19 protein-coding genes and 1 pseudogene are annotated in these 16,675 nt (G+C 45.7%); 13 read left to right on the forward strand and 7 right to left on the reverse strand.

The window, feature by feature from the left end:
* Positions 1–60 precede the first annotated feature (60 nt).
* From K0H61_RS15630 to K0H61_RS15640, 3 genes are all read right to left on the reverse strand, one after another.
* Complete coding sequence (locus K0H61_RS15630; RefSeq protein WP_220050401.1) at positions 61–996, reverse strand: pseudouridine synthase; 936 nt, start codon at positions 994–996, stop codon at positions 61–63.
* A gap of 84 nt (positions 997–1,080) precedes the next feature.
* Positions 1,081–1,656: an LON peptidase substrate-binding domain-containing protein gene (locus tag K0H61_RS15635; protein WP_220050402.1), complete on the reverse strand. Its 576-nt coding sequence runs from the start codon at positions 1,654–1,656 to the stop codon at positions 1,081–1,083.
* A 143-nt stretch (positions 1,657–1,799) separates the two neighbouring features.
* On the reverse strand, positions 1,800–2,855 hold the full coding sequence (locus K0H61_RS15640) for a patatin-like phospholipase domain-containing protein (protein WP_220050403.1): 1,056 nt from the start codon (positions 2,853–2,855) through the stop codon (positions 1,800–1,802).
* 180 nt (positions 2,856–3,035) lie between these two features.
* On the opposite strand from K0H61_RS15640, the gene K0H61_RS15645 reads away from it, so the two are divergent.
* The 5 genes and pseudogenes from K0H61_RS15645 to K0H61_RS17875 form a co-directional block, all read left to right on the forward strand.
* Positions 3,036–3,503 carry a NanQ anomerase/TabA/YiaL family protein gene (locus K0H61_RS15645; protein ID WP_220050404.1) on the forward strand — a complete coding sequence of 156 codons (468 nt, stop codon included), beginning with the start codon at positions 3,036–3,038 and terminating at the stop codon, positions 3,501–3,503.
* Between the two features lie 170 nt (positions 3,504–3,673).
* Positions 3,674–4,594, forward strand: a complete 921-nt coding sequence (locus K0H61_RS15650; protein ID WP_220050405.1) for a manganese-dependent inorganic pyrophosphatase — start codon at positions 3,674–3,676, stop codon at positions 4,592–4,594.
* Between the two features lie 249 nt (positions 4,595–4,843).
* Positions 4,844–5,452 carry a DedA family protein gene (locus K0H61_RS15655; protein ID WP_220050406.1) on the forward strand — a complete coding sequence of 203 codons (609 nt, stop codon included), beginning with the start codon at positions 4,844–4,846 and terminating at the stop codon, positions 5,450–5,452.
* A gap of 105 nt (positions 5,453–5,557) precedes the next feature.
* The gene (locus K0H61_RS17870) at positions 5,558–5,749 is read left to right on the forward strand and encodes a hypothetical protein (protein WP_258405966.1); all 192 of its coding nucleotides are present in this window, start codon (positions 5,558–5,560) and stop codon (positions 5,747–5,749) included.
* Between the two features lie 15 nt (positions 5,750–5,764).
* A pseudogene (locus tag K0H61_RS17875) lies at positions 5,765–6,001 on the forward strand (energy transducer TonB); the annotation flags it as partial.
* Between the two features lie 134 nt (positions 6,002–6,135).
* Here the strand turns inward: K0H61_RS17875 and K0H61_RS15665 are convergent.
* The 4 genes from K0H61_RS15665 to K0H61_RS15680 all read right to left on the reverse strand — a co-directional run bounded on the left by K0H61_RS15665 (position 6,136) and on the right by K0H61_RS15680 (position 9,902).
* Entirely contained in the window at positions 6,136–7,572 is a 1,437-nt protein-coding gene (locus tag K0H61_RS15665; RefSeq protein WP_258405967.1) for a thioesterase, read from the reverse strand.
* A 140-nt stretch (positions 7,573–7,712) separates the two neighbouring features.
* Positions 7,713–8,753, reverse strand: coding sequence for an MJ1255/VC2487 family glycosyltransferase (locus tag K0H61_RS15670; RefSeq protein WP_220050407.1), 1,041 nt, complete (start codon positions 8,751–8,753; stop codon positions 7,713–7,715).
* 66 nt (positions 8,754–8,819) lie between these two features.
* Complete coding sequence (locus tag K0H61_RS15675) at positions 8,820–9,332, reverse strand: phosphatase PAP2 family protein (protein WP_220050408.1); 513 nt, start codon at positions 9,330–9,332, stop codon at positions 8,820–8,822.
* A 321-nt stretch (positions 9,333–9,653) separates the two neighbouring features.
* Entirely contained in the window at positions 9,654–9,902 is a 249-nt protein-coding gene (locus tag K0H61_RS15680) for a uroporphyrinogen decarboxylase (protein WP_220050409.1), read from the reverse strand.
* 322 nt (positions 9,903–10,224) lie between these two features.
* Here K0H61_RS15680 and rraA point away from each other — a divergent pair, with 322 nt between their 5' ends.
* From rraA to tatC, 8 genes are all read left to right on the forward strand, one after another.
* Positions 10,225–10,710, forward strand: a complete 486-nt coding sequence (gene rraA, locus K0H61_RS15685; RefSeq protein WP_220050410.1) for a ribonuclease E activity regulator RraA — start codon at positions 10,225–10,227, stop codon at positions 10,708–10,710.
* 132 nt (positions 10,711–10,842) lie between these two features.
* Positions 10,843–11,883 carry a formimidoylglutamase gene (locus K0H61_RS15690; RefSeq protein ID WP_220050411.1) on the forward strand — a complete coding sequence of 347 codons (1,041 nt, stop codon included), beginning with the start codon at positions 10,843–10,845 and terminating at the stop codon, positions 11,881–11,883.
* A 258-nt stretch (positions 11,884–12,141) separates the two neighbouring features.
* Positions 12,142–12,897: a bifunctional demethylmenaquinone methyltransferase/2-methoxy-6-polyprenyl-1,4-benzoquinol methylase UbiE gene (ubiE, locus tag K0H61_RS15695; protein WP_220050412.1), complete on the forward strand. Its 756-nt coding sequence runs from the start codon at positions 12,142–12,144 to the stop codon at positions 12,895–12,897.
* Positions 12,897–13,517, forward strand: a complete 621-nt coding sequence (locus K0H61_RS15700; protein WP_220050413.1) for a ubiquinone biosynthesis accessory factor UbiJ — start codon at positions 12,897–12,899, stop codon at positions 13,515–13,517. The genes ubiE and K0H61_RS15700 overlap by 1 nt, the downstream gene beginning before the upstream one ends.
* On the forward strand, positions 13,514–15,163 hold the full coding sequence (gene ubiB, locus K0H61_RS15705; RefSeq protein WP_220050414.1) for a ubiquinone biosynthesis regulatory protein kinase UbiB: 1,650 nt from the start codon (positions 13,514–13,516) through the stop codon (positions 15,161–15,163). Before K0H61_RS15700 ends, ubiB begins: the two co-directional genes overlap by 4 nt.
* Positions 15,164–15,222: 59 nt before the next feature.
* Entirely contained in the window at positions 15,223–15,471 is a 249-nt protein-coding gene (gene tatA, locus K0H61_RS15710; RefSeq protein ID WP_220050415.1) for a Sec-independent protein translocase subunit TatA, read from the forward strand.
* A 5-nt stretch (positions 15,472–15,476) separates the two neighbouring features.
* Entirely contained in the window at positions 15,477–15,887 is a 411-nt protein-coding gene (gene tatB, locus K0H61_RS15715; protein ID WP_220050416.1) for a Sec-independent protein translocase protein TatB, read from the forward strand.
* Positions 15,888–15,890: 3 nt separating this feature from the next.
* Entirely contained in the window at positions 15,891–16,646 is a 756-nt protein-coding gene (gene tatC / locus K0H61_RS15720; protein WP_220050417.1) for a twin-arginine translocase subunit TatC, read from the forward strand.
* Positions 16,647–16,675: the final 29 nt, after the last annotated feature.

Raw genomic sequence — 16,675 nt, forward strand, 5'->3', positions numbered from 1 at the left:
TCAACCCAAAGACTCGTTTTGCATATTTAGATTCGCATTAAACATAAGGCGACTTAACCCTTACTTCACTTGTGATTGTTTGAAGCTAAAACCGTCGCACTGCATATCGTGCTCAATTCCCGATAATGGATCGGTGAAACGTAGCCGCTTAGCTAACAGTTTTAGCGGCTCGGCAAAATTATCTGGCCCCTTGGGTAATAGCAGAGGATAAAACCTGTCATTTAGCAGTGGCATGCCTAAGCTTTGCATATGCACTCTCAATTGATGGGTCTTACCGGTAATCGGGCTTAAATGAAATAGCCCCATCTCCCCGTTAAGCTCAACCAGACTGATTTCCGAATGGGTATTGGCTTCGCCATCGACCACCTTCATGGTAAAACTCGGCTCACTGCGCTGCATGCGATTTTTAACCGTCCAATGAAGCGGCAGGGTTAAGTCACCGCGCTGAAGCTGCGCTATTAATTCGGGCGTCAGCTTAGCAATCGCTTGATAGTGTTTACGAATCGCATCATCGATAAATAACTGATGATATACGTGGCGAGTCTCTGGGCGAGTGGTTAGCAGGATAACCCCTGCGGTTTCTCTATCTAACCTATGGGCAGGAGCGATAGTATCAATGCCCGTACTGAGCCTTAATCTATGGATAAGGCATTCATTCACAAAATCGCCGCTTGGAGTCACAGGCAAAAAATGAGGCTTATAGGCCAAGATGATATTGTCATCTTGGTAGAGAATTTTCTCGCTAAAGGGAATTTTGGCCTCAATCGGCACTTCACGGTAATAATATGCCCTCGCGGTTGGGCGATAGGGCGTCTCTAAATCGATAAGACTGCCGTCCTGCCAATGCACTTTGCCATCGAGAATTCGTTGGCGCCATACCGCCTCACCTATGTGATCATAGTGGCTTATCAGGTAGGAAAAGACAGTAGGCTTGTCGACGACGTCCAGTGGAAGCACGACGAATGAAGGTTGGGCGGCGCGGGCAGATTGTGTCATATCAAAAATAACGGCTACTAATATAATGGCCACTAAAATAGTAGCAAGTATGATGAGCCGCTATTTTATCCTTTGTGCGCTTTTTCAGTCCACATGGGACTTAATCAGCTGCAGCACAAAGTCCATGGTTTTGTGACAATCAGGCTGATTGACCAGTACCAACTTGTCGCGATTGTACATGGGCAGCACTTCGAGCCAGCGCTGACTTACCCAAGCGGCATCTTCAAGGTGCACTTGGGTATAGAGCTCCAGCAGTTCGGGGTTGACCTCATAGAACTGCTCGAGTGCGGCGCTAATCAGTTCAAACTCGCCCCTTATGGGTTCTTCCTGCCAGTTCTGGCAGGGCAAGGTGCGCGACATCCAAAGTTTATCCTTGGTCTGCGCCGCAGACAGAATGCTCACCCGTTGCTTGCCTTCGAGCACTATGCTCAGGGTATCGTCATCCAGCTGATTAAAATCGATAATTTCACATTGGGTCGCATGGGAATAACAGGGCGGCGTGCCGCTCGGTTTCATCGCGGCAAAGGCCAATTCATATTTACCTTTAAGCACATCTGCGACCATACGAAGTTGTCCAGGCTCAATGATGCGTACCTCAATCCTTCCCTGTGGCAGCAACAAGGCATCGCGTATGATTAACGCCATTTCTCGTGTTTGCATAGCAACCTCCTGCCCACTCTTAGAAGGAAACGGTCAAAAAACATCCGAATTCCTTAATACGTTAGAGTGTAGCAGGTGAAATAATTTCCTTCCTAAAGCTGCTGAGTGCAAAAAAGATCTTTAATCTTTAGGCAATGTATTGCTTAGAAACGCTCAAGTATCGAAGCCACATTCCCCTTAGCAACTACCTCGGCGAACTCATCGGCAAGGCGCTCGCTTAGGGCCACCGAAGCGCGCCAGTATTTCATCCTTGCGGTCGTATCGAGCTTTTTAAAATCTTCACGATCGGGGATTTTCCCATAGGGCAATGAAGCCACAAACTCGGCAGATGGTGCCAGCACGAGCGCATTATGATAATTGCGGTGGGTACGGCGCCAAGATAAGGATTTATCGAACCAGCCGGGACTGATATGGGGATAAAAATGCGGATACAGGGTTAAACCCGGTGCATGCGAAAGCGGAAAGTCGAAATGATAGTCGGTGATCCCGCCATCATAGTATTTACTATCTTCAACGCCTTCAATGCGCTCGACAGGTGCCAGCACTAAGGGAATCGAGCCCGTCGCTAACATCACTGATTTCATATTACTTTCGGTAAGTTTTGCCTGCTGACTTTTAAGATCAGTTAGCTGCATAAAGGGCGAAGCACTCTGCTGCTGACTAAAAATAAGTCGCTCAAAATGCCAGTTAAGGGTTTTACGACTCAAAAGATTCGTTGCAGCTGTGATTGCCAGCCCCGCCACTAAGGGCAATTTATGTTTGAACTTGTTTAAATGCTTAGCGCGGCAAACCACTAAGTGGCTGTGAATATGCGGATTATTCGCAATTTCGGCTGCACCACTATCACCTAAAATATTTTCAACAATGCCTGATACCTGCTCACTGACCTCTGCAGGCGTCGGGAGGGTTTCATAACGCTGGCCAATATAAAACGCCTCTAACCGAGCATAGGCTTTGAGTGGATCATTTTGCGCAAGACAGGCCAAACGCCAAGCGCCCGATGATGCTCCTAGGGTGTATAAGGGCGTTTTTCTATCCTTAAAAAACTCACTGAAAAGGTATTTATCGAGACCTGCAATCCCCAGCCATTTAGGCCCGCCGGATGCGGCCAGTAATTGGCTAAAATGTTCGGCCTTAAGCCCCTGCTCAGTCAAAATGTTAAAAGCGCTGGAACCCGCGAGAAAACGTAAAGCAGACAAGTGCACACCCTAAATTAGCCTTTGATAGCCAAATTAAAGCATGCATGCGGTCTGCAATAAACAACTGACCGATAAATCCCGCAAGACGCTAAATCGAAAAAACTGATATTGGATGCCTTATGGGGTGTGAAGAGTTTATAATCGCGGCAACTGTTTCCGCTTATTAATATCGAGTACCCCATGATTGTCGATACCTTAGCAAATCGCCAGATTTATCAGTCGTTAAATCCACGTATTACCATGGCGTTAGAGCACTTAGCTGCGACCGATTTCAGTCAGCTTCCCGTGGGTAACTATCCCCTTGATGGTGACAATATCTTTGTTATCGTCAATGACTATCAAACTAAGCCAAAAGAAACACAACCATTTGAAGTTCATAGAAAATATATCGATGTGCAATACGTTTACAGCGGTGAAGAAGAATTCGGTTATCTGCCATTAGCCGATCAAATACCATCTAAGCCTTATTTTGATAAACACGACTACGCCAACTTCGATTATGACTCGAACCAAGCCGACGCTTCTTTTGTAAAACTCAAAGCGGGTATGTTCGCGCTATTCTTCCCTGGCGATATCCATATGCCGGGCGCTGGCGACAATGCCACACAGGTGCGTAAAGTCGTGATCAAGGTAAAGGTTGAAGACTAAAACCTGCACTTGTTTAAGTGACCTCGCCCATTTGCGAAAGTGACAGGGCATTTTAAGCACACATTTTGAGCACAATAGCTTGTCAAAGCCGCCCCATATGCGCTTTGGCTATTTCCGAATCTGGCGAAATATTGTTAAAATTGCCACAAATTTAAAGGAGAGTTCCCCAAATGCCTATGTACGTTGTCGGTCACAAAATTCCCGATTCTGATTCAATCTGCGGTGCTATCGCGTTAGCTTATTTAAAAAACCAAATCGGTGAAGAAGCCGTTGCCGCACGTTTAGGTGAATTATCACCAGAAACCGCCTTTATTCTGGAGCGTTTTGGCTTCGAAGCCCCAGAATACAAAACCAGCTATGCTGGCGAGCAAGTTTACATTGTTGACCACTCTGAACTGACTCAAGCGCCGGACGATATCGCTCAAGCGACTATCGTTGGTATCGTTGATCACCACAAATTAGGCGATCTAACGACAGATACACCGTTAGAATGCTGGATCCGCCCAGTAGGTTGCAGCAACACTGTGATCAAAATGATGTACGACTTCCATCAAGTTGCCATCCCTAAAAACATCGCTGGCATCATGATGTGCGCCATCCTGAGCGACACAGTGATCTTCAAATCACCTACCTGCACCACTGCTGATATCCGCTGCGTTGAAGCCTTAGCCGAAATCGCGGGCGTTGAAGACTTCAAAGCGCTGGGCATGGAAATGTTCAAAGTGAAGTCTGCCGTTGAAGGCACTCCAGCCCGTGACCTCGTGATGCGCGATTTTAAAGACTTCAACATGAACGGTAACTTAGTGGGTATCGGTCAGTTAGAAGTGATTGATCTGTCTGTATTTGACAGCATCAAAGCTGAACTTGAAGCCGATATCAAAGCACTGAAGGCTGAGGGCAACCGTCACAGCGTATTGTTACTGCTGACCGACATCATGAAAGAAGGCTCTGAACTGTTAGTGATTTCTGACGATGCCGATCTGGTTAACCGCGCCTACGGAAAAACACCTGTCGATGGCAAAGTATGGTTAGATGGCGTATTAAGCCGTAAGAAACAAGTTGTGCCACAACTACAAGCTGCATTCGCTTAATCAAAAAGCGCTTAGCTAACTGTCTGATAAAAAGCCGAACACAGTTCGGCTTTTTATTGCCTATCGCTTAACTAGAATCGTACTGCATGCTACACGTCTTATCTAAGCCACCATTCTTCCTATGTTCGAGTTTCATCGCGAGCTAAAGCCAGATTAAACTGCAGATGAATCCTTATGTAAAAACTCGTCCTCCATCTCAAAACACGGCTAAGCTAAGTCCAAATCTGACAATCGCTACCACACAGCTTAATGCCTGAAGCCCTACAACATATCATCAATGAAATGACCCCTTGGCTAAGCCAGTACGGTTATCTGCTGCTATTTATTGCCATCGCGGTAGAGGGTTTTGGTATTCCAGCGCCAGGCCAATCGCTGTTAATTGTCGCCAGCCTTAACTCTACAACGGGAGATATGTCACTAGCCTTAGTAATAACCGTTGCCGCCTTAGCCGCACTCACGGGAAACAGCGTGGGATACTTTTTGGGTAGGCGTTTTGGCCATCTATTACGTGATAAGGGTTGGATAAAACCTAATCTTGAAGCAAAGCTTCATAACAGCATCGACCGCTATGGCATTACCGCTCTAGTTATTAGCCGCTTTATCGAAGGACTCAAGCAATTTATGTTTATTGGCTGCGGCCTAGCCGAGATGCCATTAAAACCCTTTATCATCGGCAATATCCTCGCCACCAGCCTCTGGGTCTGCTTGTTTGGTTTAGGACCTGTATTGATTCGCAATGAAATCGCCCCAGCACTCGCCTTTTACCATCAACATGAATATTCAACTTGGATGATTGTCAGTCTACAGCTCTCTTTGCTGCTTCTATACTGCTTGCACATGCGACGAAAAAATCGATAAAAACATATCAAAAAAACTCTTAATATCTGATAAGTTATAACAACATGCTTGCTAAGCACTTACTTATGCAAAATGGATATTGACTAGAATCACAAGGAGTGTTTGATGAAATATTTAGCTTTTATTGCTCTTACCTTTTTAACGGCCACAAGCACCGTTTCAGCAAAAACTCTCAAAATCTTCGGGGATGTTCAAGTAACTAATGTTAAACCAACAGAGGCATTCATCTGGGAACGTTCGAATAAAGAGACCCCTTTATACCCTATAGAATTAGCGAAGGCGAAAATCAGAGGTTAAACTGTACTATCTTTCGATATTTCTGAGTCTGGACACACTGAAAATGTCGAAGTCATCAACTCTATTCCCCACAGAGATCTAGGAAAGTATGCCAAAAAAATGGTGAAAGAATGGAAATGGACACCGAGATCTTCGACAAACCAAGCTGCGGAAAAAAGGACGCTGAGACTCGATTTTTGTTTAGGAGCGAATTCGGAAGAAGATACTGAGCAACAATGTCAACAGCAGACACAAGCAATCTGCGGCGAATAAACTCTTTGTGTTTTTTAAGATCTCTTACAACCCTGCCGCTATTGGTCTATGGCCATTTCGATATCTTAATGAGTCTCAACTTTTTTAGTTGAGACTCATTTATTTGAATAACTGAATTACTTTATCTGATCACCTTACTCTTGTGAGTTTTTTGCATCAGACAACGTTTGGTCAGCTTGAGGGGCTTCTTGAGCGTGTTTTTGCTCATCCGTTGCCGGTATATCAATGTTATGAAACTTAATATCTTCTGGAGTTGACAGCTTTCGGTCTGTACCAGTGTCGTTAACCCCCATAAGAGACGCACCTTCAAGTAAGGGAGTCTCTGATGCCTTATCTAGCTCGGTGGCGGTAACCGTTTCTGCATCTATTTCATTCATGTCTGATGGCTGCATTATATCAACTGCATCTTCACTAGCCTCAACAGCATGCTGCGGTAGTTCGTTGCGATATAAATCGATCATCTCCATCACTTCAGATAGCGCTTTAGCGTGATCTGGAGTGAGGATTCCATTGTGGCCGGAGACAATTTCATCGGACACGGCCAGCACCCACACGGCCTGCATATTGGCATCTTGGCATGTTTGCACGCTACGGCGTGCTTGCAGACGAGCACGAATTTTCCAACCTGTATTGGGCAAAGTCATCATACAACCAGGCATGTTGTCGTGGGCCTGCAATGCAGTGGGGATTTTGATGGTCTTATTACAATTCCCGCCCGAACATCTATCGATATCATGGGTTATTGCCCAGGAATTGCCGAGTGCACGCTCGCCATCTTTGATGTAATTAAACGCCTCTTTGACCGCAAAGTCGCCCTTAGATTGCAGTACCACCATACTCGGTTTTTGCCTATCGACACTTGATAAGGTATCGAGCGGTTTAAAATCCTTCGCGGGAGCGGCAGGATTTAACAGCAAGAATAGATTAGGATTATCCTGTTCAGTATCGATGGCGTGCTTAATTCTGTCTTTGCTAGCATGCAGCACCATTAAGCCACCCAGGCTATGACCAATCACAGTGTAACGAGATAATTTCTGTTCTTTCACCAGTCCATCAAGTCTATCTAACAGTTCGGATAAGCCAGTTTGGCCTATGTGTTTTGCCACCGCTTTACGTTGCAAAATGGTTGGAAAATCTAAGGGTTCAATCCAACTCGTCGGGTCATCGGAACCATCGAGCCAAAAAGGATCCAATTTGTCCCCACGCCAGCCAACATAAAGACCAAGCAAATTACGCTGCGAGTCCATAGCCGCCATTTGTTGATAAAACTGCTCAAAAGCAATGAAATTATCATCCTTAGGATTAGCGCTATGGTGCCAGCCATGGACAAAAATCAGTAGTTCAGGTGCAACACCATTGTTTGGTTGCTCAATACGCGCCTGTAAACCCTGCCATTGTGCTTCGATATGGGGTTTTCCATGATCATTAAATTCAATGACATGCATATTCTGAGTAGCAATGTCCGCCCCAGGTAAGTGGTAGGGTCTATCGGGAATAAATGGAAGTAAAATGCCGAGGGCCAATAACATTAAGAACAGTAGCTTGTACTGAGTAAACTTCTTCAGGCTCATTTATAACAACATAATCAACGGCCAGGCTAGGCCTACAAAGGTGTGCTGAAAGGGCTAACAGCAAAGTTGGCGAAATTATACGCTAAGCCCATACGCCCAGCTAGTGTCTCAGGCGCTTTTCAGGTTCTGATTTATCATGCTTAACGCCAAGTGTCAGGCAGTTTAACCTGACTCCAAAGTTCCTGACACAAAGGTTGAACATTTTGCCACTGACCACCTTTAATCCAGTTCACTAACGCATGCCCCACCTGCGGGTAAGCAATAGGCTCGGGAGATGCGGCCTTGAGCCAACGTTTCACGGTAGCGCTATCTAAACTCATCATACTGTCTCCCGCTCCAAGTAACTGCAATGCCGCCACATTCGATAACTGCTCGAACTGACCAATCAAGGGCTTAACTAAGAGTTTTTTCCCTAGGGTTAAGGCTTCACTCGACAATTCAAATCCTGCATTGGCAATAACACCGCCGCAACCAGCAAGGTGGAGCTTAAAACCATCACGGCTAAAACCGTACCACTGAATATTGTCGGCAAGCGCTTTTGTGGGCAGCTCGGCGTGATAAACCAGAAATTGATAATTGCTGAAGGATTGAAAAAATTCGGCGATGACATCAGGATCTTCGAAGGGTAAATACACCAAAATCTGATGACTGTGCTCGATGCTACAGGATTCGACTTCAACAAATGGCGGCAAAATAGGGAAACCAAAATGATGCCAATGACAACCCAAAGCCACATCCACTGGCGCGAAGTAATTAAGTAACAATTCATTAAACCAAGAACTGCCAAGCTTAGGCACTGGGTGAGTCAAAGCAGCTTGATGACTAATACCGATTGACGGTATTCCTTGGTTTTTAGCCGCCCAGGCTGAGACAGGCTCAAAGTCATTCAGTACGAGATCGTAGCAATGCAAATCAAGAGCTTGAATATCCCTTAACAGTGATAACGACAAATTTTGTTTAACGGTTTGCGAAAGATTTATCCTGCCCGATTGAGTCGCAAAGGTCATTCCCTGCTGCACCCGATATTCGCCAAAACAGTCCATATCGAAAAATTGCTCTGGCCTTCGCCCTGAAAATAAAAAATCCACATGGATGTTTTGCTTAAGCAGCGCCTTAGCCATGACTCTTGCTCGGCTCAAATGACCATTGCCAGTGCCTTGCACCCCATAAAGAATTCGCATTAATTGTCCTTTAATTCATTAGCATCAATGCCACCAGTAAAGAGTGCTCATCCATTTTTATTGCGACTATATCACTGGGTTTACTAACCACACCGCGCCCATTCCCAATACTGCACCCGCCACTATGTCCAAGGGATAATGCACCCCAAGGGCGATACGTGAACCACCAATACAAAGTGCCCATAGGTAAGCCAAAGGCGCTGCAACTGGGTAAACCTGGAGCATACAAGTCGCCGTCACAAAAGCAGCGGCCGTATGTCCAGAAGGAAGACTAAAGCGATCAGAAGGTTTAAAGCCAACCTCAACCCCAGCCAAGGCATAGCATGGACGCATGCGGCGAATACTATTTTTGAGGAGTAAATACAGCGGTAACTCGATTAAAAAACTGGCCAACATCAAGTTAAAAAAGGCCTGTCCCTGTCCATGGGTTAATAACAATCCCACCGAGAAATACAAGTAAAGTGGGCCGTCTCCTGTGGCAGAAATACGTTTAGCGAGATTGTTACAACGGTGTTTTTGACTCAAATCGACTACAAGAAAAAACAGCCTCTTATCTAAATCATTAATGTAGCTCAACATAAAACAGACTCCTTGCAGGTTTCCCTGCGAGTATTACTGTGATGTTTATCGATACATTCTTTCGACAGCGCTCAGCACTCAGGCAAATTTTACCAACGCAGTCCACGATAGAATGGTGCCGTCGACGGCCAAAAACGAGAGATAAATAGAGACTAAAAAGCGCCGATGACAGGCAAGTGACATAGAACCTAAAGTTTTATGACAGCCAATAAAATAAATGTGTGGCGGGAAAATCAAGAAAGAAGGTAAACAATGGGGTTAAAACAGCGTGTCGCCCTAACGCTCTATAAAGGCGACACCTATCGGACTGTTTATTAGGGCTTAAGCGGTAGCCGCTTCGACACCTTTTGCACGGTAAATTTTAGTCAGGTGGTAGATGTTAATACAAGCTACAAAAGCGTTCATACCAGCTACTGGCCAAGCTGAAATAAATACGCCATAGATGACAAACAGCGAACAACCAACGAAGTTTAACCATCTCAACCAAACGATGTTCTTCATCATGAGCGAAATCGCAACCATGACAGAAGCCATATAACCAATAATTTCAACAGTGTTTAAAGCTTCCACAGGCACCTCTCAAAGACCCTATACCGTCCATAGGCATAACGGGGGATCCGTGCCCCAAAGCAATTTAGTTAAATAATAAAACTCAGTGTTCGTATATAATAACAAATCCAGAATAAGAGTTGTAATAAAAAACCGTTATTAGATGACTTAAATCAAGCTCAAAGGATAATAAATCGCCAGATATAGAAATTTTACTACAGGGGTGCTAAGTTCAAAAGTGCATCAATACCGTGATTGATAACACTTTTCTTTTCATCAATCCCTTTTATACTGACGTAAACTCGCTAAACTGTACGCAAAGCAGATCAATAGGAGTGTAAATATGGAATACAACACCTCAGAACTATGTGACATGTACTTAGATGTCGTCGATGTTGTTGAGCCCATGTTCAGTAATTATGGTGGTTGTAGCTCTTTCGGTGGTTCCATCAGCACAATCAAGTGTTTTGAAGATAACGGCTTAATCGCCGAAGTCTTACAAGAAGATGGCCAAGGTAAAGTCTTACTGGTCGATGGTGGTGGTTCACTGCGCCGAGCACTTATCGATGCAGCTATCGCTGAAATTGCCGTTAGCAATAACTGGGAAGGTATTATCGTTTACGGTTCTGTGCGTGATGTGGATGCCCTTGAGGAACTTGATATTGGTATCCAAGCCCTAGCTTCTATTCCTGTTGGTGCCGATGGTAACTCAGTTGGCGAAGTGGAAATTCCCGTTAACTTCGGTGGCGTGACCTTCCTACCTGGTGATCATATCTATGCCGATAACACTGGCATTATTCTTTCACCTGAGCCACTCGATATCGAGTAACACAAATTTGTCGACAAGAAAGCCAGCTAAGCTGGCTTTTTTATTGCCTATTTTTAGCTTAGCACCATTGAATATTGGCCCTTGGCTGCGCCACAATGAGCTGTCTTTGGCCCGATAAGAAATCTCTCACCCATGCTCGAATTTATCCCCTTTACTCAAGCCGATGTGACCAGTCTCGTTAGCCCTAGAGCAGGCGAAACTAAAATTGGCCAGTGTGTACATTTAGCTAATCACGAACACTCTCTTGATACCATTCTTGCTATCGCTAAAGCACATGGGGCTCAGTTTGCCATTTTGGGCGTTGGCGAGGACATAGGCCCACGGGCAAACCTTGGTCGTGGAGGTGCAACCGATGCCTTCACCACTAGCATGCGCCAATGGCTCAATTTGCAATCGAATCGATTTCTGTCGGGGGCTGAATGTCTGATTTTAGGCCAAGTCCACACGGAGGATTTACAACTGCAAAGTACTGAGGCCAGTGTTGAAAGCCTGCGCCAAGCGGTCGAGCGTTTAGATGAGCGCGTGATCAGGATAGTCACGGCCATTATGGCGGCAGGACTCGAGCCCATCCTCATTGGTGGCGGCCATAACAATGCCTATGGCTTACTCATGGCAACTTACGCCCATTACCAGCGCCAAGTGGCAGCGGTAAACCTTGATCCCCACAGCGATTTTCGCCTGCTCGAAGGTCGCCACAGCGGCAATGGATTCAGTTATGCCGCCAGCCACGGCGCATTAGGTAGCTACCATGTATTAGGTCTTCACGAATTAAAAAACAGTGAAGCGAATCTGCAGCAGCTGACCGAATTTGGTGGCACTTGGCATAGTCTGCAACAAATTTGGGTTCGCCGTGAAATGACCTTAACCCAAGCGCTGCATGAGATTGCCGATAAGTTGAATAGCACCAGCTTGCCAGTGGGGCTAGAACTCGATGTTGATGCCATTGCCAAAATGCCTAGTAGCGCATCGACTGCGGCAGGGATTCCACTTCTTGATGCAGCCCATTATGTTAGTTACATAGCTCGCAACTGCCCATGCGCCTATTTACACTTAGCCGAAGCAGCACCAAGCTGTCATGAGGTGGGAATGGAGGCTGGTCTTAAAGAAGTAGGCCAGAGTATCAGCGAGCTGATCTACGCCTATGTGCAGGGTCGTCGTCAGTATTTAGGATAATTGATTGAAGCTTGCGCCCATGCTGGGCGCAAGGCTATTCACCAAAACCTGATATTGTGGTCTAATGCCAGTCCGTTTTATGTGGTCGTCTGGCAGCAACTCAAAGACTTAAAGCGTGCAGAGCAGCATAAAGATTGATAAGCAATTGCGCACTCAATCGCAGAGCTCGATCACAGAGTGATAGATCAAAGATTCAGCAAATGTAGGCGATGGCTTACACTCGCAACCAATACTTTGCAAAACAATAGGAATACATTGATGTCTGAGGGCGATTCTAAAAATACCCACTTTGGTTACAAAACCGTAGAAGCCGAGAAAAAAGCGGATTTAGTCGCCGATGTATTTCATTCGGTCGCGGCCAAATACGATATCATGAATGACGTTATGTCCTTCGGTATTCACCGTTATTGGAAACGTTACACCATTGAAGTCTCTGGCGCTCGTCCAGGCATGAAGGTACTCGATCTTGCGGGCGGTACCGGTGACTTAACTGCTAAATTCTCACACTTAGTAGGCGATAAGGGTGAAGTCGTATTAGCTGATATTAACGATTCGATGTTAAAAGTGGGCCGCACTAAACTGCGTGATCGTGGCATTGTGAATAATGTCAATTATGTACAGGCCAACGCCGAAGCACTGCCCTTCCCAGACAACTATTTCGATATCATAACCATCGCCTTTGGTCTGCGTAATGTGACCGACAAAGATGCAGCGCTGCGTTCAATGCAACGTGTACTCAAGCCAGGCGGTAAGCTATTAGTGTTAGAATTTTCTAAACCTCAACACGAAATCATGCGTAAAGTTTATGATTTATATAGCTTTAAAGTACTGCCTAAGATGGGTGACATCATCACTCAGGATGCGGGCAGCTACGAGTATCTAGCAGAATCTATCCGTATGCACCCAGATCAAGACACCCTCAAGCAAATGATGGTGGACGCAGGCTTTGAACAGGTCGATTACACCAACATGACCGATGGTATTGTTGCCCTGCATCGCGGTTATAAATTCTAATGATGCCCCAAGAAGTGGTATTACTCATCTGTGCTGCCATTGAAATGGGTCTGAAAAAACTTCAGGCCCAGGCTGGCGACGAATATGCTCGAGCGCGCCAATTGCACGGTAAAGTGTTTAAAATTCAATTATCCCAATTGAGCTGGCCAATTTACCTCATATTCGCTAAAGAAATCCAAGTGATGAGTCGCTATGAAGGCGATGTCGATGTCAGCCTGCATGCCGATGCGACTACCCTTTACCGCGTGACCGAAGGCGCCAACCTCACCGAACTGATAAAGCAAGATAAGTTGATCCTCGAAGGTGACCTCAATCTACTGCAAAGCTTTAGTCAGTACCTGCGTGGCATTGAGTTCGATTTTGCCGAGCCGCTATCACGTTATCTCGGTGATGGACCAACCCATAAACTCATCAGTGGTGGACTTGAGGCGAAAAATTTTGCCTTAGAGGTACTGCGTAAGACGCGCTCCCACTTAGGCCAATTGGCCGTTGAAGAATATCGCCTCGCGCCACACCCCATCGAAATTCTGCATTTTCGCGATCAAATAGACGAGCTAATTGCCGACACCTGCAAGCTTGAACAACGGATTGCCAAATTAAGAGACCAAATTGCCCCATGACCATTGCCAGTATCCGCCGCGGCTACCATGTAATCAAAACCCTGTTGCAATACGGGTTAGATGACGTTTTACCGCCAAAGATGACCCCTTGGTATTTTAAACTTGCCCGCAATAGCCTGTTTTGGATCCGCAATAAGCACAAAGGCAAACCCGGTGGCGAGCGTTTAAAACTGGCAATGCAGGAGCTCGGTCCGGTTTATATTAAACTTGGGCAAATGTTATCGACCCGTCGTGACCTGTTAAGCGATGAATGGGCGAATGAGCTCGCCATGTTGCAGGATAAAGTGCCGCCCTTTGATGGCGCCTTGGCGCGCCAAGCGATAGAGGCTGAACTCAAGGCTCCCATTGAGTCGCTGTTCGACAATTTCAATGAAACCCCATTAGCCTCAGCATCAATTTCCCAAGTGCATACCGCCACCCTCAAATCCAATGGTAAAGAAGTCGTGCTAAAGGTGCTGCGCCCCAATGTGGAAGTCAAAATCAAAGCCGATCTGCTGTTGATGTCGCAAACCGCAAAGCTTATCGATTATCTGTTGGGAGATGGCAATCGTCTACGACCCGCTGAGGTGATTGAAGATTATCGAGTGACGATTCTGGGTGAACTCAATCTTAAGCTTGAGACCCTCAATGCGGTGAAGCTACGTAACAACTTTATCGACTCGGATGCACTCTACGTGCCCTATGTGTATGAAGAGCTTTGCTACCCTCGTCTGATGGTGATGGAGCGTATTTACGGTATTCCGGTTGCGGATATCGAGGCCCTTAAGGCGCAGGGTACTAACTTTAAGTTATTGGCGGAGCGCGGTGTTGAGCTATTTTTCACCCAAGTTTTTCGGGATAACTTTTTCCATGCCGATATGCATCCCGGCAATATTTTTATCTCCCGCGACCATCCCGAAAACCCTTACTACATTGGCCTAGACTGCGGCATTATGGGCACCCTGAGCGAAGTGGATAAACGTTATCTGGCGGAAAACTTCCTCGCGTTTTTCAATCGAGACTATCACCGCATCGCCCAGCTATACGTCGAATCGGGCTGGGTATCGGAGAAAACCGATCTGCAGGCTTTTGAGCAAGCGATTAAAATGGTCTGCGAGCCGATGTTTAATAAACCGCTCGATGAAATCTCCTTCGGCCATGTACTGCTAGAACTGTTCCGCACCGCGCGACACTTCGATATTGTGGTGCAGCCACAACTGGTTCTACTCGAAAAAACCCTGCTGTATATCGAAGGTCTAGGACGCCAACTGTATCCACAGCTCGATTTATGGCAAACGGCCAAACCGTTTTTAGAGCAATGGATGGCGGAGCAAGTCGGCCCTAAGGCATTGTTAAAAAAGGTATCTACCAAACTTCCCTATTGGTCTGATAAGCTACCCGAATTCCCAGAGCTGATTTACGACAATCTCAAATTAGGCAGAAAACTGTTGAGTTCCCAGCAACAAATGCTGGACATGTACCTTAAATATCAACAACAGGCGCATAAAAGTAATTACTTACTGATTACCGCTGCCATTTTATTGATCTGTGGCACGTTATTGTTTAACCAAAACGATACACTGTGGAGCCCTTACGTTTGCCTGATTTCGGGCGCAGTGTTATGGATTGTCGGATGGCGATCTAGGCCAAAGAATCGTAAATTTTAGCTAGCACTAATTAATCAGAGGTTCATAATAGAACCGATATCAATTAAGAGGATACCTTCATGGGTGGCATTAGTATTTGGCAACTTCTTATCATAGCGTTAATCGTGATCTTATTGTTTGGCACTAAGAAATTGCGCTCATTGGGCGGTGACTTAGGTGGTGCAGTCAAAGGCTTCAAAAACGCTATGTCTTCTGAATCCGACGAGACTAAAAAAGCTATAGAAGATACAACAGAAGTAAACAAAACCGCACAAACAACCCAGCAGGCGACTGAAAAGAAACCTGAGTCTCAAAAAGAACAGGCGTAATTTTTATGTTTGACGGTATCGGCTTTATGGAGCTGCTGCTGATCGGTGTTCTGGGGCTAGTGGTTCTTGGCCCCGAACGTCTACCGGTTGCAGTACGTTCAATATCGGGTTGGATCCGCGCAATGAAACGCATGGCCAACTCAGTAAAAGAAGAGCTTGAGCAAGAGCTTAAGATTGAGCAGCTACATGCCGACCTCAAAAAAGCTGAAAGCCAAGGCTTAAAAAATCTGTCGCCTGAGCTGCAACAATCCATCGATCAATTGAAGCAAGCAGCAGATTCTGTAAATAGACCCTATCAGGTTGAAGATATACCTTCAGTCAAGGACGCTTCATCGACAAACACATCTCAAGAACCTATTACCGAAGTGACACCTCAGGGTGAGGACACCCGTTCAAATTCAAAAGCTAACGGATAATTCATGTCGCAACAGCAGCCACTTATAAGCCATTTGCTTGAACTCAGGTCCAAGCTGCTCAAAGCCATTGCCAGCGTTTTACTTGTATTTATTTGCAGTGTTTATTGGGCAAATGACATTTACCACTACATGGCAATACCCTTGATGCAGTCATTGCCTATGGGTGGCAGTATGATTGCGACGGACGTTGCAGCGCCTTTCTTCGCACCATTCAAATTGACCCTAGTTCTGTCTTTTTTTGTGGCAGTGCCCTATGTACTTTATCAAATTTGGTCATTTGTGGCGCCAGGGTTATACAAGCATGAAAAACGTTTAGTTGTCCCATTACTGATTAGCAGTACCATGTTGTTTTATTTAGGGATCGCTTTTGCTTACTTCGTGGTTTTCCCTGTCGTATTTGGATTTTTTGCCAATACCGCACCCGAAGGCGTATTAGTTGCGACGGACATAAGCAGCTATCTGAATTTCATCCTTAAACTGTTTTTTGCCTTTGGCTTATCCTTCGAAATTCCTGTAGCGGTAGTACTACTCTGCTGGGCTGGCGTTACCACCCCAGAAGATTTGAGAAAAAAGCGTCCTTATATCGTGGTTGGCGCCTTTGTAGTGGGCATGCTACTCACACCACCCGATGTGATTTCTCAGACTATGCTAGCCGTGCCTATGCTGTTATTGTTTGAAGGTGGTCTTTTTGCGGCACGTTTTTACAGTAAACCCGACGAAAGTGACGCTGAAAACGATACGGAACAAACGAACGACTAACCTAAGCGTTCGCGGATAATAATAAAAAG

It is taken from the genome of Shewanella acanthi (assembly GCF_019457475.1).
Classification (GTDB): domain Bacteria; phylum Pseudomonadota; class Gammaproteobacteria; order Enterobacterales; family Shewanellaceae; genus Shewanella; species Shewanella acanthi.